Source organism: Candidatus Saccharibacteria bacterium (genome assembly GCA_012965045.1).
Lineage (GTDB): Bacteria > Patescibacteriota > Saccharimonadia > Saccharimonadales > DTSZ01 > DTSZ01.
Genome location: DTSZ01000001.1, coordinates 823,236 through 845,219 on the forward strand (window position 1 = coordinate 823,236; position 21,984 = coordinate 845,219).

Consider the following 21,984-nt stretch of genomic DNA (forward strand, 5'->3'; position numbering starts at 1 on the left):
TGTATACTTAAAGTGTGAACAAACCTAAAAAACTAGTAGTAATTGACGGTAAATCGGTTTTTTATCGGGGCTACTATGCTATGCCAAATCTTAGTTTGGCCGACGGCACTCCAACCGGTGGTGTTTATGGGTTTGCGGTTTTGGGGCTTGAAATACTTAAAAAAATGCAGCCAGACTATGTGGTGGTTGCGTGGGACAAATCTAAAACTAACATCCGGTCGCGCTTAAAGCTGTATCCCGAATATAAGGCTAATCGAAAACCCATGCCCGACGACATGCGGGCTCAAATTCCACTTGTCCGTAAATTACTCGACGCCTTTAGTTGGGATTTATTAGAGTGCGACGACTACGAAGCCGACGATATTATGGGGACGCTTGCCAAACAAGTGTTTGAAGAGGATGGCACCGAAACAATTATGGTTACCAGCGACCTCGACATGTTGCAATGCGTCAATGAACACACGACTGTAGCAGCTCTTAAAAAAGGTCTTAAAAATGTCGTATATTTTGATCCTAAAAATTTCCGTGAAACCTATAAAGTAACTGCTGAACAATTTATTGATATAAAGGCACTTAAAGGTGATGCCAGCGACAACATCCCAGGGGTCAGAGGCGTCGGCGAAAAAACAGCTATTAAGTTGATTGACCAATACAACTCGCTGGATGGAGTCTATGAACATATAAACGAGCAAAAAGGGGCACTAAAAACTAAGCTGGAAGCCGACAAAGACATGGCTTATTTAAGCCGAAAACTGGTAACCATCATGCTAGATGCGCCAGTTAAATTGGATCGGAAAAAGGCTGCCATCGACAACGTTAAACCGGCTGATATTAAGGCGCTATTTGATGAGTATCGTTTTAGGTCACTTATAAACCAAATACCACAAAGTTGGCAGCAAAGTGACGATGACATTGAAACGAACTCTATTAAAACAACAATGCAGTTTAAAAAAATGTACTCATTGGACGACCTCACTGACAAAAAAACGCTCGCCATGTTTATTCATGACGACGAAGTATGGGTCAGCCCTAATAAAGATACCGTGTACCTATTTGACCCAAAACAACTGAGCAAACTAACTAGTCTACATTCGGTGATCGGTCACGACGTAAAAGAAGTATTAAAGCTTTTTGCTCGCCATGCAGCGCCAATGCCAGATGTAGAACACGACACTCGTGTGGGTGGATTTTTATTGAACGGCTTACTGCGCGAACAAGACTTAAGCAGTCTAATTGGCGGAGAGGTTGATCAGTCTGAGCCGACGCAAGTACTGACTGCTATTTGGCAATTATATGAACAGCAAAACAAAGAACTACAGCAACTACCAAAAGTACAGAAAATCGCCCAGTCAATGGAGTGGCCAATAATAAAAGTACTCGCTCGCATGGAGCATGAGGGGGTTTTTCTAGACACTGAGTATTTAGAGCACATGTCTGACAAGCTTGAGGATCAAATAACTGACATTGAGCAAGAAATTTATGGACATGCCGACACAGAATTTAATGTAAATAGCCCCGGGCAGTTAGCTGACGTCTTATATGGCACTTTAAATATTCCAACTGATTTTATAAAAAAGACAAAAAGTGGGTTTTCTACTGCTGCGAGTGAACTCGATAAAATAAAAGACCTGCATCCAATTGTTGCGCTAATTTTTAAGTACCGCGAATGGACAAAACTTAAGAGCACCTATGTTGATGCGCTACCGAAGTTAATCGATCAGCATTCACGTTTGCACACAACGTATTCTTTGTCAGTCGCAGCTACAGGTCGGCTGAGTAGCCATGACCCGAACTTACAAAACATTCCCATTCGCACTGAGTTGGGTAAAACAATTCGCCATGCGTTTAAGCCGGCTACAGGGAATGTGTTCATTAATGCAGACTACTCACAATTTGAACTACGTTTAGCCGCAGCTCTTGCCCAAGAACCAGCAATGATCGATGCGTTTAAAAAAGACACTGATATCCACCAGGCAACAGCCGCTCAAATGTATGGCATTCCGGTAAACGAAGTGTCTAAAGAGCAGCGCTATAGTGCAAAAGCCGTTAATTTTGGAATTATGTATGGCCAGGGACCGCATGGGCTCAGTCAAGGCACGGGTATGACTATGGCCGAGGCTAAAAAATTTATAGAAAAGTATTTTGAAATACGACCTAATATCAAAAATTACATTGAACAAATAAAACAGCAGGCTAAGGACGAGGGATTTGTAGAGACATGGTATGGTCGCCGTCGACCAACGCCAGACGTACAGTCGTCTAACTTTATGGTGCGAGAGGGTGCTTACCGCGCAGCAGTAAATATGCCAATGCAGGGTACGGCAGCCGACATTATGAAACTGGCAATGATCAATATCCAAGAGTATTTGGACCAAAAAGTGACAGATGGAACGTGGAAAATGGAAGATGCTCCAAAAATGCTGCTCCAAGTGCATGACTCAGTGTTGATTGAATGTAGAGAACAAGACGCTGAAGCCGTAGCGAAAAAAGTCCAAGAAATTATGGAAAATACAAATACCGAAATGCCCGTAACATTTAAGGTTGACTATGCGATCGGCAAGACGTGGGGCGAGATCTAAAAGCCTACGGATTGCGTGACTGTACGCTGTCTTACGTTTGGTACAATTAAGTAAATATAACGGGTGGATGGAGGGTTCATGGCTTTAGGAGAAAGTTTAAAGGAAGAATTAGCAGTAAGTCTGTATGACATTGGTGTAATTAAGTTCAGTGATTTTGAATGGACTCTGAAAAGTGGCAGAAAATCGCCAGTTTACTACAACCAGCGTGGCATTGGTTCATGGTCAGGCTCTTCAAACCGTGAACGATCCTTACAGGCAAGGGATTTATTAATTGAAGGTATATCTGAAGCTATTGATGACATGGTAGATGAGGAGGGGGGCTATGATCATCTGTATGGCCTTCCGCAATCGGCTACACAACTAACTGGAATGATAGCCGAAAGAAGAAACGATTCAGTACTTTGGGGACGAGTTGGGAAAAAAGATTACGGAGCACATGCACAATTAGAAGGTAATTATGGCGAGGGGCAATCTGTTGTTGCGATTGATGATGTCATTACAAATGCCGACTCAAAACTAGAAGCAGCGGAAAGCATGGATGCCGCAGGTCTTGATGTTAATGGATTTGTAGTGGTAATGGATCGACAAGAAGGTGGGCAAGAAACACTTAAGGCTGCTGGGTATACTCTAGTCAGCGTATTGAACATGGCAGAAACAGTCAGGATGTTACGAGAGAATGACCGCATAGGCAATGTTGAGTTTGAATGGATGGCTCAATACGGCAGAACCCTCATTCAAGATGGAATTGTTGAACGTTATCCAGTTACTGCATAGTTATAAATTTAGTTAATAAAATTTAAAGTGATGGGAAAGGGGTCAGAGATGTTAATAGACAAAATCGGCGAACTGGGACCAGATGAACGAATAATTATTGCGTATGACGGAATGAACTTGGAAGAAGCAGCCGAATTGCATGCTGAGTTCAATGACGCAGGCTATCACCCAATCGCAAAGGGCAACTCACTTGTAACTCGTCCAGGTTTAGACGCGGTTATGAGTGTATTTGGCGAGATGGATTCAGGAGTAATGTTTGACCCTAAGCATCACGATACAGATAACACTATGTATAACTACATCACTGAAGATGCGAATGCGAAACCAAATCCTCCCTTGCTGCTAACACTCCATGCAGCAAACGGCATGGGGGCTCTTCAGGAAGCTGCAAGAGCTAGATCTGAGTCCGTAGGCGTTGATTCGGATATTCTAAACTTACTCGGAATAACAGTTTTAACCTCACTAGATAATGAAGATGTTGTCAGTATATTTGGCGAAGGAGCAACTGCTGAAGCAAAATTTGTTGATTTTGCGCACAGAGCAGAAGAAGCTGGTTTGCAAGGGCTTGTATCGTCTGGACAAGAACTTGTAGAGGGTTATCGACACGAAAGATTAAATGGACTGCTAAGAGTAATTCCAGGTATTAAACTTCCAAAAACAGCCGATACTGCTGGTCAAAAAAGGCTTTATACACCAGATAGAGCAATTGGCGAGGGTGCGCATTTTGTAGTAATAGGACGAGCAATTACGCAGGCAGAAGAACCATTGGCTGCACTAGAGCAAGCTATGGATTTGATCGATAAAGCAGCTTAGTATTTCAAGACTGCTAAAATTAAGCCATGCCAGAGCTTCCAGAAGTAGAAACAGTTAAATTAGGTCTAGAAAAGTTAGTTGTTGGTAAAAGAGTCGCTAGGGTTAGTTATAACTGGCCGAAGGGATTCCCTAATACGCCAGCTGACGTAGATCAGTTTTTGGTTGGCGCAACTATTACAGCTGTGCGCAGACGAGCAAAGGTTTTACTTATTGATCTAAACACAGACTACTCATTAATGATCCATTTAAAAATGACCGGGCAACTTGTTTTTGTGCAACAAAAACAAGAAAGTAAAGAGGACCGAGAAGAGAGGGGTGATAGCGCAGGAAGTTCAAATACCCTCAACTCAAACTCTAATCTCACTACTCAGAACTCTGAAACGAACGAAGTTCGTTTTGGCGCCGGCCATCCAAGCGATTCATTAATAAATAAACTTCCTGACAAATCCACACGAGTAATATTTTGCCTCCACAGCCCTTTCAGAAAAGATAGCGGACTTGGTGCAAATACGCGAAAGCAGCGAAGCGCACAAGTAGATGTGGAGACACCACTTCGACAGAGCACTGCAGATTCTGACAACGAAATTAGCCAAGAACAGTGGCAGCGTTTTGGGCTGAGCCCAAAAGTAGGGCACTGTGACTCGTGCTTATTTTTTAATGACCAGCGTAAGTTCGGCTGGGTAAAGCTATTGCCTACCGAACAAATAAAAAACGACCCCTTTATGCAAAAGGTCGGTCCAGAGCCACTCTCCAAATCTTTCACGGCTACTGTTTTTATTCCCCGTATTCGTAAGCGTGCAAATTCGTCCATTAAAGCAGCCCTATTAGATCAAACCGTTCTGGCTGGCATTGGTAATATTTATGCCGACGAAAGTTTATTTGGGGCACAAATTCATCCTGCAGTAGTAGTAAAAAACCTGAATGACGCTGATTTAACCCGCCTGCTTACAGAAATAAAGTCAGTACTACGGCTTGCCATAAAAAAAGGTGGTAGCTCGGATAAAAACTACGTAAACGCAGAAGGAAGAAAAGGAAGTTATATAGATTTTGCTAAGGTTTTTCGACGAGAAGGATTGCCGTGTGTTGTGTGTGGTGCTCAGATAGAAAAGTCACGAATTGCTGGACGAGGTACACACACCTGCCCAAGCTGCCAAAGCAAAACTAAATAGCGTATCCTAGAGGTTATGACATACTCATTTATCGGCACCAATATTCATGCAATCCGTAGTCATATACAGGAGTTATTTAGCAAAAGTGGCTTAAGTTCGATCACTCGGCTTGATGGCGAAAACATAGCACTGGAAGAAATAAAACAGTCGTTGAATGGGCAGTCATTATTTAGCACGGGTAGCTTTGTTGTTATCAAAAATCTAAGTAAACACCCAAATTTAAAAGATAAATTAGCTGAAATAATAGCCATGGTTGGCGATGAAACTACCTGCATATTCGTAGAACAAGACATCGACAAGCGAAAGAAATTCTTTAAAGATTTAAAAAAACTTACAACCTATAAAGAAATAAATGAACTGAATCCTACCCAAGCTGCTGAATTTGCCAAAGGCTATGCTAATCAAAAAGAGCGTGATTTATCCTCAGCTGATGCTGCGTATTTGGTTTCAAGAGTAGGCGCCGAACAGTCGCGGTTAGCAAACGAACTCGATAAACTCTTTCTATACTCAAAGACTATAGACAAAAAAACCATCGATGAGCTGACGGAGCCGACTCTACAAGATTCGGTTTTTAATTTAACCGACGCGATATCTGCCAAAAATAGCGGTAAAGCTCTCACCATATACCAATCTCTGCGACAGCAGCAGGTTCACCCGATGGAAATTATGGGGACGCTAAGCTGGCATTTGCATACGGTTACTCAAATTTTTTATTTAAAAAATCAGGGAAGCGCACAACAAATAGCCAGAGCTGTAGGGTTGCACCCATTTGTGGTAGAGAAAAATCTACGCTCAGTTCAATCACTTTCACACGGTCGTTTAAAAGAAATAATTAACTTTGCGATAGAAGCAGATGAATCTTTGAAAACAAAAAGCCTCAACCCAGATGACGTGGTTGAGGCTTTGTTGATTAAACTATGTAAGTAAGTTTATTTACTAGTCTTTTTTGCAGCAGGTTTCTTAGCTGCTGGTTTTTTAGCAGGAGCTTTCTTTGCTGGAGCTTTTTTCGCAGCAGGCTTCTTGGCTGCTGGTTTTTTTGTTGCTGTTGGTTTAACGCCAGCTTCTTTAATAAGCTTTGCAGCTGCTGACTTTTTACGCGCAGCATTGTTTTTGTGCAATAAATTCTTTTTAACAGCTTTATCAAGTTGAGATACAAGCTGCGAGTGAGCTTCGCTGATTTTTTTTGTGTCTTTGTTAGCTACCGCTTCAGTAAGTGCTTTACTGCGTGCGCGTAATTCGTCTTTAAACGATCGGTTACGTGCTCGACGGGTAATTTCTTGTCGCATGCGTTTTTGCGCTGACTTAATAATTGGCATTGACTCTCTTCTCCAAACTTACATTTATAAATATCTTCAGAGCAGTACTATACCGCTCATCTGTTGATAAGTAAAGGTAATAACTTGAAAAAACTATATTAAATAACATACTATACTTATATATTGACAAATATGCATAAATAAGCTAATGTTAATACATCAATCAAAAAAAGCCCGCCAAAACGGCAGGTAAAAATAAAAAACAAAAAAGGAAAAAAATGGACATTCACGACGGACAACACATTGACGTAACAGAAGAAATTATTACTCAGGCAAGTCGCTGGGCAAGTAATTTAATCTCTGATTTAAATTAATAATCGAAAAAGGATACTAACGTAACATGGACCCATCTAACCAACAGCCACAAACTCAGCAGCCAGCAAATCTGACTCCTAAGCAGCAGATTGCTGAACAAATTAAAGCTGCAGCGAACATTGTTGTTTCTACTAATAAACAACCTACTCTAGACGAAATCACCACTGTTATTGGGTTTACTCACATGCTGCAGGCAATGGGCAAACATGCTACAGGAGTTATTAGTACCACCTTGCCAAAGGCCGTAGAGTTTTTAAACCCGAAAGCCGTAATAGAAGGCGACACAAAGCGTCTACAAGATTTTGTCGTCTCACTCCATAAAGACAAAGCTGACAAATTACGCTATAAGGTTGATGGCGACCATGTAAAAATATTTATTACGCCGTACAAAACAGTTATTTCAGAAAAAGACTTTAGTTTTACCGCTGGCGATTACAACATAGATACTGTTGTGGCTGTTGGTGTTATGCAGCGCAATGACGTTGATGACGCTTTACTAGTGAGCCCAAGAATCCTTGGCGACACTAAAGTTGTTACTCTGAATAAGGGTGAAGCGGTCAGTACTTTTGGTGCTGTTAATTGGAGTGAACCACAAGCTGTATCGGTTGCCGAAATGGCAATGAGTATTAGCGAATCCCTTGGCAGTGGCTTACTTAAACCAGAAAGCTCACAAGCATTACTGACAGGGTTGGTGTCTGCAACAGACCAATTTGGTAACGATTTAACTACTCCTAAAATTATGACAATGGCAGCACAATTAATGGCTGCTGGAGCTGATCAACAAGTTATTGTTAAAAATCTACAAGACGCTAATCACGTTAAAGTGGTGAGTAACGCGGCTGACCAACCTGAGCCGGTTGCCGAAAAAACAAACGAACAACCGACTAAGGCACACGCTAAGCCAGTTAAAAATGAACAAGCTCAACCTGAGCAAAAGTCAGACGCGAGTGAGCAAAAGCCAGAGCCAAAAGAAGAAAAAACAGTTAGCGAGGTTGCTCGCGAAGAACAACCTGCGTCTGAGCCAGCAAAAAAAGAACAGCCAAAAACAAACAGCGACACTAAATCAGAGCCACACGTAAACACGTCACCAGAACTCCCTACCTTAAAATCAGTACTTGAAAATAAGGCAGTCCCAACTCAAGAACAAGCAAGCCAAAAGCCAGCTTCGGAATCCGCACATAAAACCGCTACAGATAACACAGGTGTAGACAGCGCACGTGCGGCAGTAAAGCAGGCCGAAGATGCTCGGGCTCCGAAAAATCCAGAACCTACCCAAAGCTTGAACGCGCAAAATGTTGAAAACAACAGTTCTGGCGACATCGAAATCGACCACAACGGCGATATCCTTTTACCACAGTAAGAAAAGCGTTAGAAAGAGAAATACGGTTCTAAGTTTATGAACGAAGCCTTTCCAGTTAGTCCAGATAACGAACTTACATATACCAGAGATGGGTTTATGGCTCCGATTGAATTTGTGAATAGCTCCGCAGATACTGATCTAGAAGTGACATTACCGGGTTTTGCAGAATTTATTAATCAACCCACACCATTGGTAGATGCAGCGATTGAGAAAATCTCTCACTCTAGATCAAGAGTTATAGAGAGATTTAAGACCAGAACTCTAGAAGATACTGAACTCGAGGACTTTGAACCTTTTAGGGTGTTTAATCGCGCCTCTAAGCTCGATCCTATTGACCCCGAAATCGCAACGGTTATTGCTTTAGCTGAAGACTTAGATTTGCGCTTCAAGGACTTTGCCAACCAGAAGTATGTGCCACGCAATTTGCGCAGAGGCTTAGAGCCGGAAAGATCTTGGAGCGGTAGCAACTGGCCGCAAAACGCGTCAATAACCGGCGAGCATTGGGCTGTATATGTGCCTAAGGGTCAAAGAGAACGAGCATGGAATAGTATGCAAGAAGTAGTTACTTCTACATTTATGAAACGGTTTCATTTTAGACCTCAACTAGATGTTCTAGATGAGAACGACGAGCCGACTCGAGTAATTTTTAAGGCATCGATCTTGCCATACGCGGCTTGGCAAGGGTTCCCGTTATATCCGGAAACAATACAGTATCAAGAGACTGGTGAAACTGAGGTTGTTGATAAAGCAAAACAAACGCAAGAGCAAATTAGACAGTCTCTTAGGACTGATTTTTTGTTTAGAGGACAACCAAAAGAGGAAGTGGAAAATTATCCACGTGTTTTGCTGACAAGTGCATTGCAGAATATTCACAATACGGAGGGCAGAGATGCCATTCTTACTGAGGATAAACATATAACAGGAGAAGACGGAAGAGTTCTACGGACTTTGCTGGGGGGCATAAAAAAACGAAGATTAGGCTCGGGCTTATACTATAGGCAAGCTTGTGAATTTATCTTAGCAAGAAACATAGAACCGTTTACGCCGGAAGAAGTACAGGAAAGAATTAATACGTTAAAATAATAAAATTATGAACAGAATTTTATTAATAGATAAGCCAGCTGGTTGGACGAGTTTCGATGTTGTTGCTAAAGTTCGTGGAGTTTTAAAAAAACAAACAGGGCAAAAAGTAAAAGTGGGCCATAGCGGCACCCTAGACCCGTTTGCAACTGGCCTATTGGTGCTCGGTGTTGGTAGCTATACCAAAAAACTCACCGAACTTACTGGTCTTGATAAAACCTATGAGGCTGCAGCAATTTTAGGCAAAACATCGACCACGGGCGACCCAGAAGGTGAACTAACAGCAGTGTCTAATGTGCAGCCAAGCCAACAGGATATTCTCGATGTCTTTGATCAATTTACCGGCGATATTGAGCAAGTTCCGCCAGCGTTTTCTGCCAAAAAAGTAAACGGTAAGCGAGCATACGACCTAGCACGGGCTGGAAAAGAGGTTACGCTACAGCCGGTAGAAGTTACGGTTCATCAACTAGAGTTAGTTAGCTATCAATACCCAGAGTTAAAATTTATAGTAAAAGTTAGCAAGGGCACCTACATTAGAACATTAGCCGAGGACATTGGCTGGGCTTTAACAACAGGAGCGTACCTTACCCAGTTGCGCAGGACTGAGGTTGGAGAGTTCATTGTTGATGATGCATTTGATGTTTCAGATTTCTGCGAGCAACTCTCAGCAGATGCCGCATAACATGCATTTGTTGACTTTATCTGTTGCACACCTGTGGAAAGTTTGCTAAAGTACTCGAGATGATTACTAAAGAGGCAAAATCCAAAGCAATTAAAAGCGTACAACGCGGTACAAGCGATGTGGGCTCTCCAGAAGTGCAAGTTGCTGTTTTTACAGACCGTATTAAAGAGTTAACCGAACACCTTAAAACTCACAAGAAAGACAACCACTCACGTCGTGGACTCCTGCAACTAGTCGGAAAGCGCAAAAAGCAATTGAACTTTTTAAAGCAAACCAACCCAGAAAAATACCAAGAACTTGTAAAAAAGCTTGGCCTACGCGGTTAGTTAGACTCCAGAAATTGGACCAAAGATTCTTAAAAAACCTAGAATCTTTAATCTAGAATCTGTATTCTAGAAGAGTAAATTAAGAGATTTGCGCCAGAGAAGAGCTATTCATATTAAGAATGGTTTTACCTTGGAACAAATCTCGTAAAGATTAGAAAGAGAGTGTATATGAGCACTATTAATCCTTTTGGTAAGAGCGTAGAGAAAGTCACTGCGCAATTTTGTGGTAAAGAAGTAACTATTGAAACCGGTCGCGTTGGCTTTCAAAGCAGCACGGTAACCGTACGCTATGGCGACACGGTCATTATGGGTGTCGGACTTGCAAAAGAAGACCCAGACCCACACGCAAGCTATTTCCCATTAATGATTGATTACGAAGAAAAAATGTATGCAGCGGGCAAAATTAGCGGCAGCCGCTTTATTAAGCGTGAAGGTCGCCCAAGTGACGATGCTGTACTGATTTCGCGATTGATCGATCGTCCAATCCGCCCACTGTTTCCAAAGAACTATCGCAACGAAGTTCAAGGGATGGCGCTGGTACTTAGCTTAGACCCAGAGGTCAAAGCGGATATTCCAGCCATGCTAGCCGTATCGTGTGCCCTTAAAATGACTGGCGCGCCATTTGCTGGCCCAGTTGCTGGTGTTCGTGTTGGCTTAATTAACGACGAACTTGTAGCTAACCCAACCGTCAGCCAAATGAAAGAAAGCAAGCTTGATCTGTTTGTAGCTGGCACCAAAGAAGCCATTATGATGGTTGAAGCTGGCGCGCAGATCGTTAGTGAAGAAGTCATGGTTAAGGCGCTTGAATTGGCTCACACGCATATTAAAGAAGGTGTAGCAGTACAGACGGAGCTAATTAGCAAACTAGATGTGAAAATGCATCAAATTGTCACTATTGACGACAACCAAGACTTAAAAGAGCGAATGGAAAACTTTATTTCTGACAAGCTTGACCCGCTTACGGACGAAAGCACCTTAGCTCGCGAAGAAGCTGTACGAGCATTACGCGATCGAGTTGTTGAGCACTTTGTTCCACACGAAGGTGAACATGATGACAACGAAGATATTGAAGAAGTTAAAGAAATCTTTGCTCACTTAATGAAGCAAGTTGTACGCCAAGGTATTTTAGAGCGTGAAGAACGCCCAGACCGACGAGGTCCTGAGGACATTCGTCCACTAAGCAGTGAAGTTGGTGTGTTGCCGCGGACTCACGGTTCAAGCATATTCACTCGTGGCTTAACTCAGGCAATTAACATTACTACGCTTGCACCAACCAGCTATGCACAAGTAGTAGACACCATGACACGTGACGAAGAAGTTAATTTCTTCCATCACTATAACTTCCCAGGCTGGAGTGTTGGTGAGATTCAGCGCCCACGCAGTACTGGTCGTCGTGAAATTGGCCATGGTCACCTTGCCGAACGAGCGTTAAGTGCAGTTATTCCAACAACCGAAGAATTCCCTTACACCATTCGAACGGTCAGCGAAATTACCAGCTCTGCAGGTTCTACTTCTATGGCTTCAGTTTGTTCTGGTTGTTTGAGCTTAATGGACGCAGGTGTACCAATTAAAGCGCCGGTAGCAGGTATTGCCATGGGCTTAGTGACTGATGGTGAAAAAGAAGTTGTTTTAAGCGACATCATGGACCAAGAAGATTTTGCTGGTGATATGGACTTTAAAGTCGCTGGTACTGCCGACGGTATTACTGCGCTACAAATGGACATTAAAGTACAAGGTCTTTCGACTGAACTGCTTGCTCGTGCCCTTGACCAAGCGAAACGTGCTCGACTACAGATTTTAGACAGCATGTTGGCTACCTTGCCTGAATATCGCAAAGAAATGAGTGCATACGCTCCGCGAATTGAAACTATTACCGTTCCAGAAGACAAAGTCCGCGAAATCATCGGTAAAGGCGGCGAGACTATCAACAAGATTATCGACGAAACTGGTGTTGAAATAGACATTAAAGACGGCGGAATCGTAATGGTTGCTGCTACTGACCAAGCTGCTCGTGACGCGGCTATACAAATGATTAATGACATAACTGCCGAGCCCGAAGTAGGAAAGACCTACACCGGTAAGGTTGTAGGCATTAAAGACTTTGGTGTCTTTATGGAGTTCATGCCAGGCAAAGAAGGCATGGTGCATGTGAGTGAAATGGCTAACGAACGCGTTGAACATCCTAGCGACATTGTGAAAATGGGCGATCAAGGTCCTGTTAAAGTGATTGGTATCGATGATCAAGGGCGAGTTAAGCTAAGCATGAAGCAAGCGTAAGCTAAAATCATAGATTTTAGCGGTAGTTTGTAGATCGTATTTGGCAGTTAGTATGGAACACTAAATGAGTGAGATATTACGAAAGAGCGTTGGTAAGGCAATAGTAATTCATCGCCCTTCAATGAGCGCACTAATTCTGCGGTTGAACAAAGCAGAAAGAGCGCGTCGCAGTACGCCAAACGTTGAATACGATGAATGGCACATACCTGGTGGGAGCACCGAACCAGAAGACGGTGGATCAAAGCAGCGAGCCGCTATTCGTGAAACATTTGAAGAAACAGGACAAAATATAAATGTAATTGGATCACTAGGTTCAGCAGCATGGAATGCGTTTTTCGAAGGTTCACCCGCGGATTTCAGTGCGGAATTCTTCCTTTGCCTACTAGAAGACGAAAAGTCTGAAGTACCTGAAATTATGCTAAGCAATGAAAGCAGTGAGGCTGCTTGGGTGTCAGTTGAAGAACTTGACAGATATGAGCAGCGAGGTTTAACCCCAGAAGCTAAGAAGTTCATCTTACTTGGCTTCGAAAGAATCAATGAGTAAACAGTCACAGATTAGTCAACTAACCCAACAGATCAAATATAACGAGGTCTGCAAAAAGCTAGCAGATCAAGCTACTCAATTGGTAATGGGCGAGGGAAACCTAGATGCAGACCTTGTTTTTATTGGCGAAGCACCAGGCAAGAAGGAAGATGAGCTAGGACGGCCCTTTGTTGGGGCCAGCGGAAAGTTTTTAGACGAGATGCTCAGTAGCATTAACCTAAAACGCGAAGATGTTTACATTACAAACATCGTTAAGTATCGTCCACCAAATAACCGCGACCCGTTGCCTCAAGAAAAGCACGAATTTAGGAGGTATTTAGACCAACAACTTGCTATAATAAAGCCAAAGTTAATTGTGACACTCGGTCGGCATTCCGGCATGGAATTCCTACCGAGTCTCAAAATCAGCAGAGACCACGGTCACGCTATGCGCGTGAGTACAGAGTCTAGACTATTGAGTAGCGAGCTCGGCGACAAAGATGGCAAAATTAGTATCTTGCCACTTTATCACCCTGCCGCTGCACTATATAACGGATCTCAGCGCCAAACTCTGCTTGATGACTTCTCTAAAATTCCACAAATTTTAGAGCTTATTAACGAACAACAATAAAGTAACAATAAAAGACCTGCCGCTGTCGAAAGCCGTGGCGGGCAAGAAGGAAAAATATGACAGAAGATAAGAAGAAAAAACACTTAGAGCGACTACGCCAACACCAGGCTCAACGCTCAACTGGTGAAGATGCAGCCCGTGGAGGCTCATCAAATAGTAAGCCGAGCGCTAAAAAACCAGCGTCTAGGAACAACAATACTAAGCAAAATGGTGGGGCAAAAAAGACTAATCGCATACAAACCAACGGTATGGAAACACACCGGGGGCAAGCTATACGGGCGAGCCGACGTACGCATGAAATGGCAGACAAGCTAATTGAAATCCACAACGTGCAGGAAATATCACCTGAACGCCGTGCAAACGTAAAGCCCCTCACCGATAAAGAAGTACTACGACTTACGCCACTTGGTGGCCAAGATGGTATTGGCGAAAAAAATATGCAAGTGCTTGAGTACGGCGATACAGCTGTAGTTATTGACTGCGGCATGGACTTAGGTATTGACCTGCCAGGAGTTAATTTTGGTATTCCAGACGCGAGCTACCTCGATAAAATTAAACACAAGCTCAAAGGCTACATTATCACTCATGGTCACTTAGACCACATTGGCGGCATGCCATATGTTGTACCAAAGTATCCAGCGCCAATTTACGGCAGCCACTTTACGATTGGTATGGTTAAAAAAGTTATGGGTGACCGCGAGCGAGGTGTTGAAGTAGAAAACTTTGAACCAGAGTTTGTGGAAATGAACATGGACAACCACGAAAAACTTAAACTTGGCGATTTTTACGTTGAGTTAATTCGCATGACCCACTCAATACCAGACAGCTCTGCAGTTGTTATTGAAACTCCGCTAGGACGGGTTATTAACAGTGGTGACTTTAGGTTAGACCCAGAGCCGCTTGATCACCGCCCTAGTGATGTTGAGCGCTTAAAGGAATTCGGAAAAGACGGCAAGACGTTGCTACTTATGAGTGACAGCACCAACTCGCAAAAAGAGGGGCGCACACCAACAGAAAGCACGTTAGAACCAAGTTTTCACGACATAATCACCAAGGCTGAGGGCCGAGTATTCGTCGCTAGCTTTAGTTCCAACATGAACCGTATCCAGATGATTATTAACGCAGCAGTTGCTGCTGGGCGGAAAGTCGCGATCGACGGACGCAGCATGCTATCAACACTAGAACTTGCAGTAAAACTCGGGACTATTAAAGTCCCGCGCGGAACAGTTACAACCCTTAAGTCGATGCCTAATCTCCCTGACAGAGAAGTACTTGTAGTACAAACAGGCGGCCAAGGTGAGCTTAATGCCAGCTTGCAACGGATGAGTGTTGGTGAGCACCAATACCTAAAACTAAAAGAAGGTGACACGGTTGTTATTAGTTCGACACCTATTCCTGGTAACAATGTGCGTTACGACCAAATTAGCGATGACCTAATTCGGCTTGGCGTACGTCTATATCGAGCCCCAACTCATAAAGTTGACGGCGTTGGCCCACTGCACGTGTCTGGTCACGCTAGCAGAGAAGAACAACTAGAGTTAATCGACTACGTGAAGCCAAAATACTTTATTCCTATTTATGCCGGTCCATTGCACCGTAAGTATCATATGGAAAATGCGATTTATAATGGTGGTTTTGATTCTCGAAACACCTTTATGCTCGACGCTGGTGAAACCATGGACTTTGTGAATGGAGTTGCAAAATATGGCCCTAAAGTACCCGTTGGAACACAGCTTGTTGATAACACCGGCTCGTTAGTACCAAGTGTTGTGGTAAAAGACCGCGTTGTACTGGCAGAAGACGGTGTAGTGACAGTTATTGTCACAGTTGACCGTAAGTCAGGTCGCTTATTGACCAGCCCAGACATTATTACCCGTGGCTTTATTTACATGCGTGACAATGCCGAGCTAATGGACGGGATTCGCAACGAACTTAAGCGGGCGGTAAATCAACGCTTTAAACGAGTTGAACTTGACCGCTTTAAGCAAGAACTTAAAGACCACATTACGCATTTCTTGTTCGAGCATACTCGCCGCAGCCCAATGGTTATTCCAGTGGTAAATGCAATTGGCTCTAACGGCAAAAGCCAAATAAAGCCAAAACCAAAACCTGACGCAAGTCATTAAGCTTTATAACAGATTAGATTTGCCGTATAATTGCATTTATGGCTAAACGAAAACGTAAAAGCAAAAAATCGAGCAAAAAAGATCGACAGAAATTAGAACTTAAACAGGGTGCAAAAACTCAGTTTTTAGCAATATTCTATTTTATTCTTGCAATTGTAATTGCCATTGGTTGGTTTGTTGACAGCAGTGCTGCTGGCGTGGCTAACGATGGTATACGCTGGCTTATGGGTGGCGCAATATATGTATTGCCGTTTATTTTACTAATACTTGCTCGTGACCTATTCAAAAAAGACGAAGAAGAAAAGCTACCATTAACTATTAAATTTGGCTCTTTTTTAACCGTAGTCGTAGTTGCTGGCTTATTTCATGCAGCAGTTGATAGGGATGTGTCATGGGAGCGGGCGGGAGCAGGTGAAGGTGGCGGAGTTTTCGGGCATTTAATTGACAGTTTGGTATTAGGTTTGTTCGGAGCTGGTGTCGGCATATTGGTACTAGTAGCACTACTCATTATTAGTATAAGTATTTTATTCAACGTTACACCTAAAGACGTCCTTTCTAAATTAAAGCTTGGACGCAAAAAGAAATCTAAAGCCGCAGAATCCGAAACAAATAACCTAGACGCCAAGCGACCATTTTCGAAACCTACGCTTAATTCTAATGTGCCGCTCGTTGATTCGGCTAAAGCCGGCAAACAACGCAGCTCATTTAAAAATGCTGCTGCCAAATTAAGCAAAGAAGAAGACCACGAAGCGCTAACTGCTCGCGTGGAAGAAGATTGGAATTTCCCTGAGGTTACTCTACTAGATAACAAAGTAGAAAAAGCCGATGCCGGTGACTGGAAGGGCAACGCAGAGATCATTCAGCAAACACTTGCGGACTTTAAAATTGAAGTTGGGATGGGCGATATTAATGTTGGCCCGCGTGTAACTCAATACACTTTAAGCCCACCAAGCGGCGTTAAGCTGAACAAAATCACCGCTTTAGAGCAAAACATTGCACTTAACTTAGCGGCACAGAGTATTCGTATTGAAGCTCCAATTCCCGGCAAGCGGGCGGTTGGTGTTGAAGTGCCAAATAAAAAGTCTGCGACTGTTCGGTTGCGAGGAATTTTAGAATCAAATGCATGGCGTAACTCAAAGTCTAATCTAACTTTTGCGCTGGGTAAGGATATTTCTGGTGAGTCGGTTGTAGCCGCTCTGGACAGCATGCCGCACGTACTGATCGCTGGTCAGACTGGGTCTGGTAAGTCCGTAATGATCAACACCTTATTGACGAGCTTACTCTATAGAAATTCCCCAGAAGACATGCAGTTAATATTAGTTGACCCGAAGCAGGTCGAACTTAACTTGTATGCCAATATTCCGCATTTATTAACACCAGTTATTGTAGAGCCAGAAAAATGTATTAGTGCTCTAAAATGGGCCGTCGCAGAAATGGAGCGTCGCTACAGTGAACTGGCCGAAGCCGGTAAACGAAATATTGCTGATTACAATAAAGTCAGCGAAGACAAGATGCCATACATTGTGATTGTTATCGACGAATTAGCCGATTTAATGATGATGGCGGCGCGCGATGTAGAAAGTCTAATTGTTCGAATTGCACAAAAAGCTCGAGCAACAGGAATCCACTTAGTGCTTGCAACACAGCGTCCAAGCGTTGATGTAATCACCGGTTTAATTAAAGCCAACATTCCAGCACGAATTGCCTTTACGGTTGCTAGTCAGGTTGATTCACGCACAATTTTGGACATGGCTGGCGCCGAAAAACTGCTTGGGAAGGGTGACATGCTCTATACAACTCCAGCGCTTGGTAAGCCGCGACGTGTGCAAGGTGTGTTCGTTGATGATCCAGAAGTAAACAAAGTTGTTGAATTCGTTAAGGGTGAACGAGAGCCAAACTACAATGACGAAGTTGTAGCTCAACCAGTTCAATTAAATGGTAAAGGTGGCGTTGTAATGGATGCCGGTGGTTTGGGTGGCGACGATGACATGTTTATGGATGCCGCTCGGGTCGTAATTGAAGCTGGCAAAGGTTCAACCAGTTTATTGCAGCGAAGACTACGGGTTGGGTATTCACGAGCCGCAAATTTAATGGATATGCTAGAAGAACGAGGTATTGTTGGCCAGCAGGATGGTCAGCGTGCTCGGGAGGTGTTGGTTTCTTCAATAGACGATATTGTTGACAGTGACTCCAATGCTGAAATCTAAGCCGACACAAACACAGCCTAAAATTCATTCTAAAATGGCTGCCCAGCTGCAAGAAGCTCGGAAAGCTAAGCGTATTCGTTTAGACCAAGCTGCCTATGAAACCAAGATAAAAAAACATGTATTGGAGTCGTTCGAGCGAGGAGAAGTTGATTTATCCAACCCGTACAGCAAAGGGCTTTTAATCGCGTACGTAAAGTATTTAGGATTAAATACTGCCCAGCTCGAAGAGCCGAGCTCAGCAACAAGTAAAAAAACCCGTCGAAATCCACCGGCTCTAAAAGGGCAGCTCAAACAACAGCAACGGTCAAAAAAAATGTTTGTTGCTTCAACAGCGGTCAAAGTTTATTTGGCTGTCGGGTTTGTTTTGCTGTCGTTTAGCGCAGTGGCGTTGCTAGTCTATTTCTTTTTCGCAGCTCCTACGCTTACAGTTTATGATTTGCCACGCGAACTTCAGACTACCGAATCGTCGTTGGTGATAGAGGGACAGGCCGGTAGCGGTTCGGATGTTTTCATCAACTACACGCCGGTGCTCGTGACACCTGAAGGTGAGTTTAGCCAGAGAATATTTTTAAATCCTGGTGTAAATATTATACGAATAGAAGCCGAAAACAATCTTTCGCGAACGGCTGTGGTTGAAAAAATTATAATCGCTAATTATGAGCGGTTTGATTGACCTTACAGATATAAAGTTATAGAATATGGGCATCATTAATCTTCAGCGTGCATGACAAGTGCACGCGGCTTACACCAGATGTAAGTCGCCGAAGGAAGGAGCCAAAAGGTGAATAAGTACGAATTAATCGTATTACTGCATCCTGATCTAGAAATAGATTTGGATAAACCTCTCGCAAAAGTCGAGAAAATTATTACTGGTCTTGGTGGCAAGATCGAAAAAAAGGATAATTGGGGAAAGCGCAAACTCGCATACCAGATTGCAAAACAAGACTTTGCTATCTACGTATATTTTGAGTTTGATATTGATGGTACGAAAATTGCCAAGCTTGATTCTACCTTAAACATTACCGATGAAGTTATTCGACATCTTGTAACTAAATATGTTGAACCACCAGCTAAAGACGAAGAAAAAGACGACGAAAAAAACAAAAAAGAGGAGAAGTAAATGGCAAAAAGCATCAACCAAGTCGTACTTATGGGTAACCTTACACGTGACCCAGAATTACGCACAACCAGCGGCGGACAATCCGTTTGCGCTTTTAGCTTAGCCTTAAATCGAAGCTGGACAGGATCAAACGGCCAACAGCAAGAGTCTGTTGATTTTGTTGACATTGTTGCTTGGGGAAAGCTAGGCGAGCTCGTAAACCAATACATGAGCAAAGGACGACGCTGTTTAATAACCGGACGTTTAAGTTCTAGTAGCTGGGAAGCTCAAGATGGCAGCAAACGAAGCAAACTCGAAGTAACTGCAACTGATGTAACATTTCTAGATGGTGGTTCTGGTTCGTCTGACCAAGGCGGCTCACAGCCAAGCCAATCTAGCTCAGCAGCACCCGCTAAGCCGAAAAAGAACGACGATGTTGTTGTAGAAGACGTCGACGAACAAAAGCCAGTCGACCTATCTGACATACCCTTTTAAGCATAGCTTAAAACAATTTACAATTATCATTTAACAATTCACATTAAATTTTCATTGAACAATTATCGAATCTATTTTAAAACGAAAATTGTTAAATTAATGAAAATTGAAAACTGTAAAATGTGAAATTTCCTGAAAGGAACTCCATGGCAAAAAAGCACTTAAAGAAGAATGAAATCGAACACTTTGACTACAAAGATTTTAAGACTCTCCAAAGATTCGTAAACCCGTATGGTCAAATCGACGCTCGCAAAAAAACTGGACTCAGTGAAAAGCAGCAAAAAGCTCTGACCAAGGCTATTAAACGAGCTCGACACATCGCACTATTACCATTCGTTGCAAACTAGGGGCACTGTATGTTGTCTATTACAGATCTTAAAAAGGGAACACTGATCACGATCGACAATCAGCCGTTTAAAGTGGTCGAGTACGCCCAAAAACAAATGGGTCGAGGCGGTTCTATTGTTAACACTAAGCTTAAGAATCTTATTTCTGGAGCAACCGTAAATAAGACTTTTCACGGTAACGATAAAATAGAGTCCGCTGATGTCAGTAGTCAAAAAGTTCAATTTTTGTACGCCGACACGGCATTGCACTTTATGGACGGCGAAACATATGAGCAATTTGAAATTGATCCAGATCTTATTGGCGATCAAGCTCAACTCCTTAAAGAAGGTATGGATGTTACAGCACAATTATTTGAAGGTAATGTGATAAACGTCGAACTCCCTACAAAAATTAAACTTGAAGTTGTTGAAGCACCAGAGGTCGTCAAAGGCGACACTCAGTCAACCGTGCAAAAAAAGGTAAAGCTTGAGACCGGCGCAGAAATAATGGCGCCCATATTCGTTAAAACAGGTGATGTTTTAGTGGTAGACTCACGGGACAGTAGCTATGTCGAGCGCGCCAAGTAATAAATTCCAAGAGTTTATTGCCAACCACACAACCACGCCCGACCGACCGTTCAACAGGTATGAGGAGGCCGAGCAGTGGCTTGAAAACCCATACCTTTCGAGCGAAACTCGCTTTAATCAACTCGTTAGAAGCGGCGTAAACGCTTTTGGGAGTAATGATGACAGGCTAACTGATACTGCTCGTTCGCGATTGTGGGAGGCTGTAACTTTGTACAACCATAAGCTCCAAGATATTGAAAACCCACACCTGCAATTTCGTGCAGCCAATGCTATGTTTGTTCTTGCGAAAATAGAATACAGTTTTGGTATGCCAGACAAGTCATCAGGTTTACTTGATGACGCTCAACAAGAATTGGCATGGTTGCCAGAATCCGAAACATTTGACAATCTAAGTCCTACACTTCAGGAGCAATTTCGACAGCAAGCCGAAAAAAGGCTAGGGTTGATACATAAATACCAAAAGCGCATAGAGCGCCACACGACATTAATAGGTAGAGCAGGGGATATTCTAGATAATGCGCTTAGACATAGCCTTAACGAAGTTGCCTGAAATAAATAGCCGTTCGCAAGCTAACAGCCTTATTCGAATGGGAAAAGTTACAGTTGATGGCCGGACAGCTACTAAACCAGGGCAAACTGTCGACGAAACCAGTAACATAGACGTAGATATTAAAGAAAAATACGTATCGCGAGCAGGTAATAAGCTGGCGTCGGTTGCTACTATCTTAAAGCTCGACTTTAACGATAAAACCGTGCTCGACGTTGGTTCGTCTACTGGTGGCTTTACCGACTTTGCGCTGCAACATGGTGCTAAAAAAGTTATTGCTATTGATGTTGGTACCGAACAGCTTCACCCAAGCCTTCGCGCCGATCAGCGAATTGAGCTGCATGAAAAAACGGATATTAGAAACGTTTTTTTGCGAAAAACCGTTTCAGAAAACAGAAAACAGAAAACAGAGGACAATAAGAATAGGATTTATTTAAAAAAGTCACCAGATATTGTGGTGATTGACGTAAGTTTTATTAGTTTACGAGAAATCCTACCGTCTATAGCTAATCTTTTATCTGCCAAATCACAAATAGTAGCCATGTTAAAGCCGCAATTTGAAGCTGGTGATAATAAAAAACATAAAGGCGTGATAAAAAATAGCGCCATGCGAAGAGCGATACTAAAAGACTTTGAGCAATGGGCAAAACAACGATTTGTAATTCAAGCAAAGCAAGATTCTGATGTTTTGGGTAGAAAAGGAAATCAAGAACGGTTCTATTTACTTAAAGCAGCTAAGTAATAAAATTGA

Annotated in this window: 21 protein-coding genes and 1 pseudogene; 21 read left to right on the forward strand and 1 reads right to left on the reverse strand. The window is 42.8% G+C overall.

Annotated elements, in window-relative coordinates; genetic code table 11:
* Positions 1-14: 14 nt before the first annotated feature.
* From polA to holA, 5 genes are all read left to right on the forward strand, one after another.
* Positions 15-2,579, forward strand: a complete 2,565-nt coding sequence (gene polA / locus EYO12_04255; GenBank protein ID HIA92293.1) for a DNA polymerase I — start codon at positions 15-17, stop codon at positions 2,577-2,579.
* Between the two features lie 78 nt (positions 2,580-2,657).
* A complete protein-coding gene (locus EYO12_04260; protein ID HIA92294.1) occupies positions 2,658-3,353 on the forward strand; it encodes a hypothetical protein in 696 nt (231 codons plus the stop codon).
* 30 nt (positions 3,354-3,383) lie between these two features.
* The gene (locus EYO12_04265; protein ID HIA92295.1) at positions 3,384-4,166 is read left to right on the forward strand and encodes a hypothetical protein; all 783 of its coding nucleotides are present in this window, start codon (positions 3,384-3,386) and stop codon (positions 4,164-4,166) included.
* A 26-nt stretch (positions 4,167-4,192) separates the two neighbouring features.
* Positions 4,193-5,335, forward strand: coding sequence for a hypothetical protein (locus tag EYO12_04270; protein ID HIA92296.1), 1,143 nt, complete (start codon positions 4,193-4,195; stop codon positions 5,333-5,335).
* A 15-nt stretch (positions 5,336-5,350) separates the two neighbouring features.
* Positions 5,351-6,262 carry a DNA polymerase III subunit delta gene (holA, locus tag EYO12_04275; protein HIA92297.1) on the forward strand — a complete coding sequence of 304 codons (912 nt, stop codon included), beginning with the start codon at positions 5,351-5,353 and terminating at the stop codon, positions 6,260-6,262.
* Positions 6,263-6,270: 8 nt separating this feature from the next.
* On the opposite strand, the pseudogene rpsT reads toward holA, so the two are convergent.
* A pseudogene (gene rpsT, locus EYO12_04280) lies at positions 6,271-6,651 on the reverse strand (30S ribosomal protein S20).
* Between the two features lie 340 nt (positions 6,652-6,991).
* On the opposite strand from rpsT, the gene EYO12_04285 reads away from it, so the two are divergent.
* The 16 genes from EYO12_04285 (at position 6,992) to EYO12_04360 (ending at position 21,975) form a co-directional block, all read left to right on the forward strand.
* On the forward strand, positions 6,992-8,326 hold the full coding sequence (locus EYO12_04285) for a hypothetical protein (GenBank protein ID HIA92298.1): 1,335 nt from the start codon (positions 6,992-6,994) through the stop codon (positions 8,324-8,326).
* A gap of 36 nt (positions 8,327-8,362) precedes the next feature.
* Positions 8,363-9,409, forward strand: a complete 1,047-nt coding sequence (locus EYO12_04290; GenBank protein ID HIA92299.1) for a hypothetical protein — start codon at positions 8,363-8,365, stop codon at positions 9,407-9,409.
* A gap of 7 nt (positions 9,410-9,416) precedes the next feature.
* Positions 9,417-10,088 (forward strand): tRNA pseudouridine(55) synthase TruB, encoded by a 672-nt coding sequence (gene truB, locus EYO12_04295; GenBank protein HIA92300.1) that lies wholly within the window; start codon positions 9,417-9,419, stop codon positions 10,086-10,088.
* 59 nt (positions 10,089-10,147) lie between these two features.
* Positions 10,148-10,414: a 30S ribosomal protein S15 gene (rpsO, locus tag EYO12_04300; protein HIA92301.1), complete on the forward strand. Its 267-nt coding sequence runs from the start codon at positions 10,148-10,150 to the stop codon at positions 10,412-10,414.
* A 168-nt stretch (positions 10,415-10,582) separates the two neighbouring features.
* Positions 10,583-12,691, forward strand: a complete 2,109-nt coding sequence (gene pnp, locus EYO12_04305) for a polyribonucleotide nucleotidyltransferase (protein HIA92302.1) — start codon at positions 10,583-10,585, stop codon at positions 12,689-12,691.
* A 64-nt stretch (positions 12,692-12,755) separates the two neighbouring features.
* Positions 12,756-13,235 carry an NUDIX hydrolase gene (locus tag EYO12_04310; GenBank protein ID HIA92303.1) on the forward strand — a complete coding sequence of 160 codons (480 nt, stop codon included), beginning with the start codon at positions 12,756-12,758 and terminating at the stop codon, positions 13,233-13,235.
* Positions 13,228-13,845, forward strand: coding sequence for a uracil-DNA glycosylase (locus EYO12_04315; GenBank protein HIA92304.1), 618 nt, complete (start codon positions 13,228-13,230; stop codon positions 13,843-13,845). The genes EYO12_04310 and EYO12_04315 overlap by 8 nt, the downstream gene beginning before the upstream one ends.
* A 56-nt stretch (positions 13,846-13,901) precedes the next feature.
* On the forward strand, positions 13,902-15,971 hold the full coding sequence (locus EYO12_04320; protein HIA92305.1) for a ribonuclease J: 2,070 nt from the start codon (positions 13,902-13,904) through the stop codon (positions 15,969-15,971).
* Between the two features lie 38 nt (positions 15,972-16,009).
* Positions 16,010-18,178, forward strand: coding sequence for a hypothetical protein (locus EYO12_04325; GenBank protein HIA92306.1), 2,169 nt, complete (start codon positions 16,010-16,012; stop codon positions 18,176-18,178).
* Positions 18,165-18,851 (forward strand): helix-turn-helix domain-containing protein, encoded by a 687-nt coding sequence (locus EYO12_04330; protein ID HIA92307.1) that lies wholly within the window; start codon positions 18,165-18,167, stop codon positions 18,849-18,851. The genes EYO12_04325 and EYO12_04330 overlap by 14 nt, the downstream gene beginning before the upstream one ends.
* A gap of 108 nt (positions 18,852-18,959) precedes the next feature.
* Positions 18,960-19,298, forward strand: coding sequence for a 30S ribosomal protein S6 (gene rpsF / locus EYO12_04335; GenBank protein HIA92308.1), 339 nt, complete (start codon positions 18,960-18,962; stop codon positions 19,296-19,298).
* Entirely contained in the window at positions 19,299-19,772 is a 474-nt protein-coding gene (ssb, locus tag EYO12_04340) for a single-stranded DNA-binding protein (GenBank protein ID HIA92309.1), read from the forward strand.
* Positions 19,773-19,918: 146 nt separating this feature from the next.
* The gene (rpsR, locus tag EYO12_04345) at positions 19,919-20,119 is read left to right on the forward strand and encodes a 30S ribosomal protein S18 (protein ID HIA92310.1); all 201 of its coding nucleotides are present in this window, start codon (positions 19,919-19,921) and stop codon (positions 20,117-20,119) included.
* 9 nt (positions 20,120-20,128) lie between these two features.
* Complete coding sequence (gene efp / locus EYO12_04350) at positions 20,129-20,686, forward strand: elongation factor P (GenBank protein HIA92311.1); 558 nt, start codon at positions 20,129-20,131, stop codon at positions 20,684-20,686.
* A complete protein-coding gene (locus EYO12_04355) occupies positions 20,667-21,236 on the forward strand; it encodes a hypothetical protein (protein HIA92312.1) in 570 nt (189 codons plus the stop codon). The genes efp and EYO12_04355 overlap by 20 nt, the downstream gene beginning before the upstream one ends.
* The gene (locus EYO12_04360) at positions 21,202-21,975 is read left to right on the forward strand and encodes a TlyA family RNA methyltransferase (GenBank protein HIA92313.1); all 774 of its coding nucleotides are present in this window, start codon (positions 21,202-21,204) and stop codon (positions 21,973-21,975) included. Before EYO12_04355 ends, EYO12_04360 begins: the two co-directional genes overlap by 35 nt.
* The last annotated feature ends 9 nt before the right edge of the window (positions 21,976-21,984 follow it).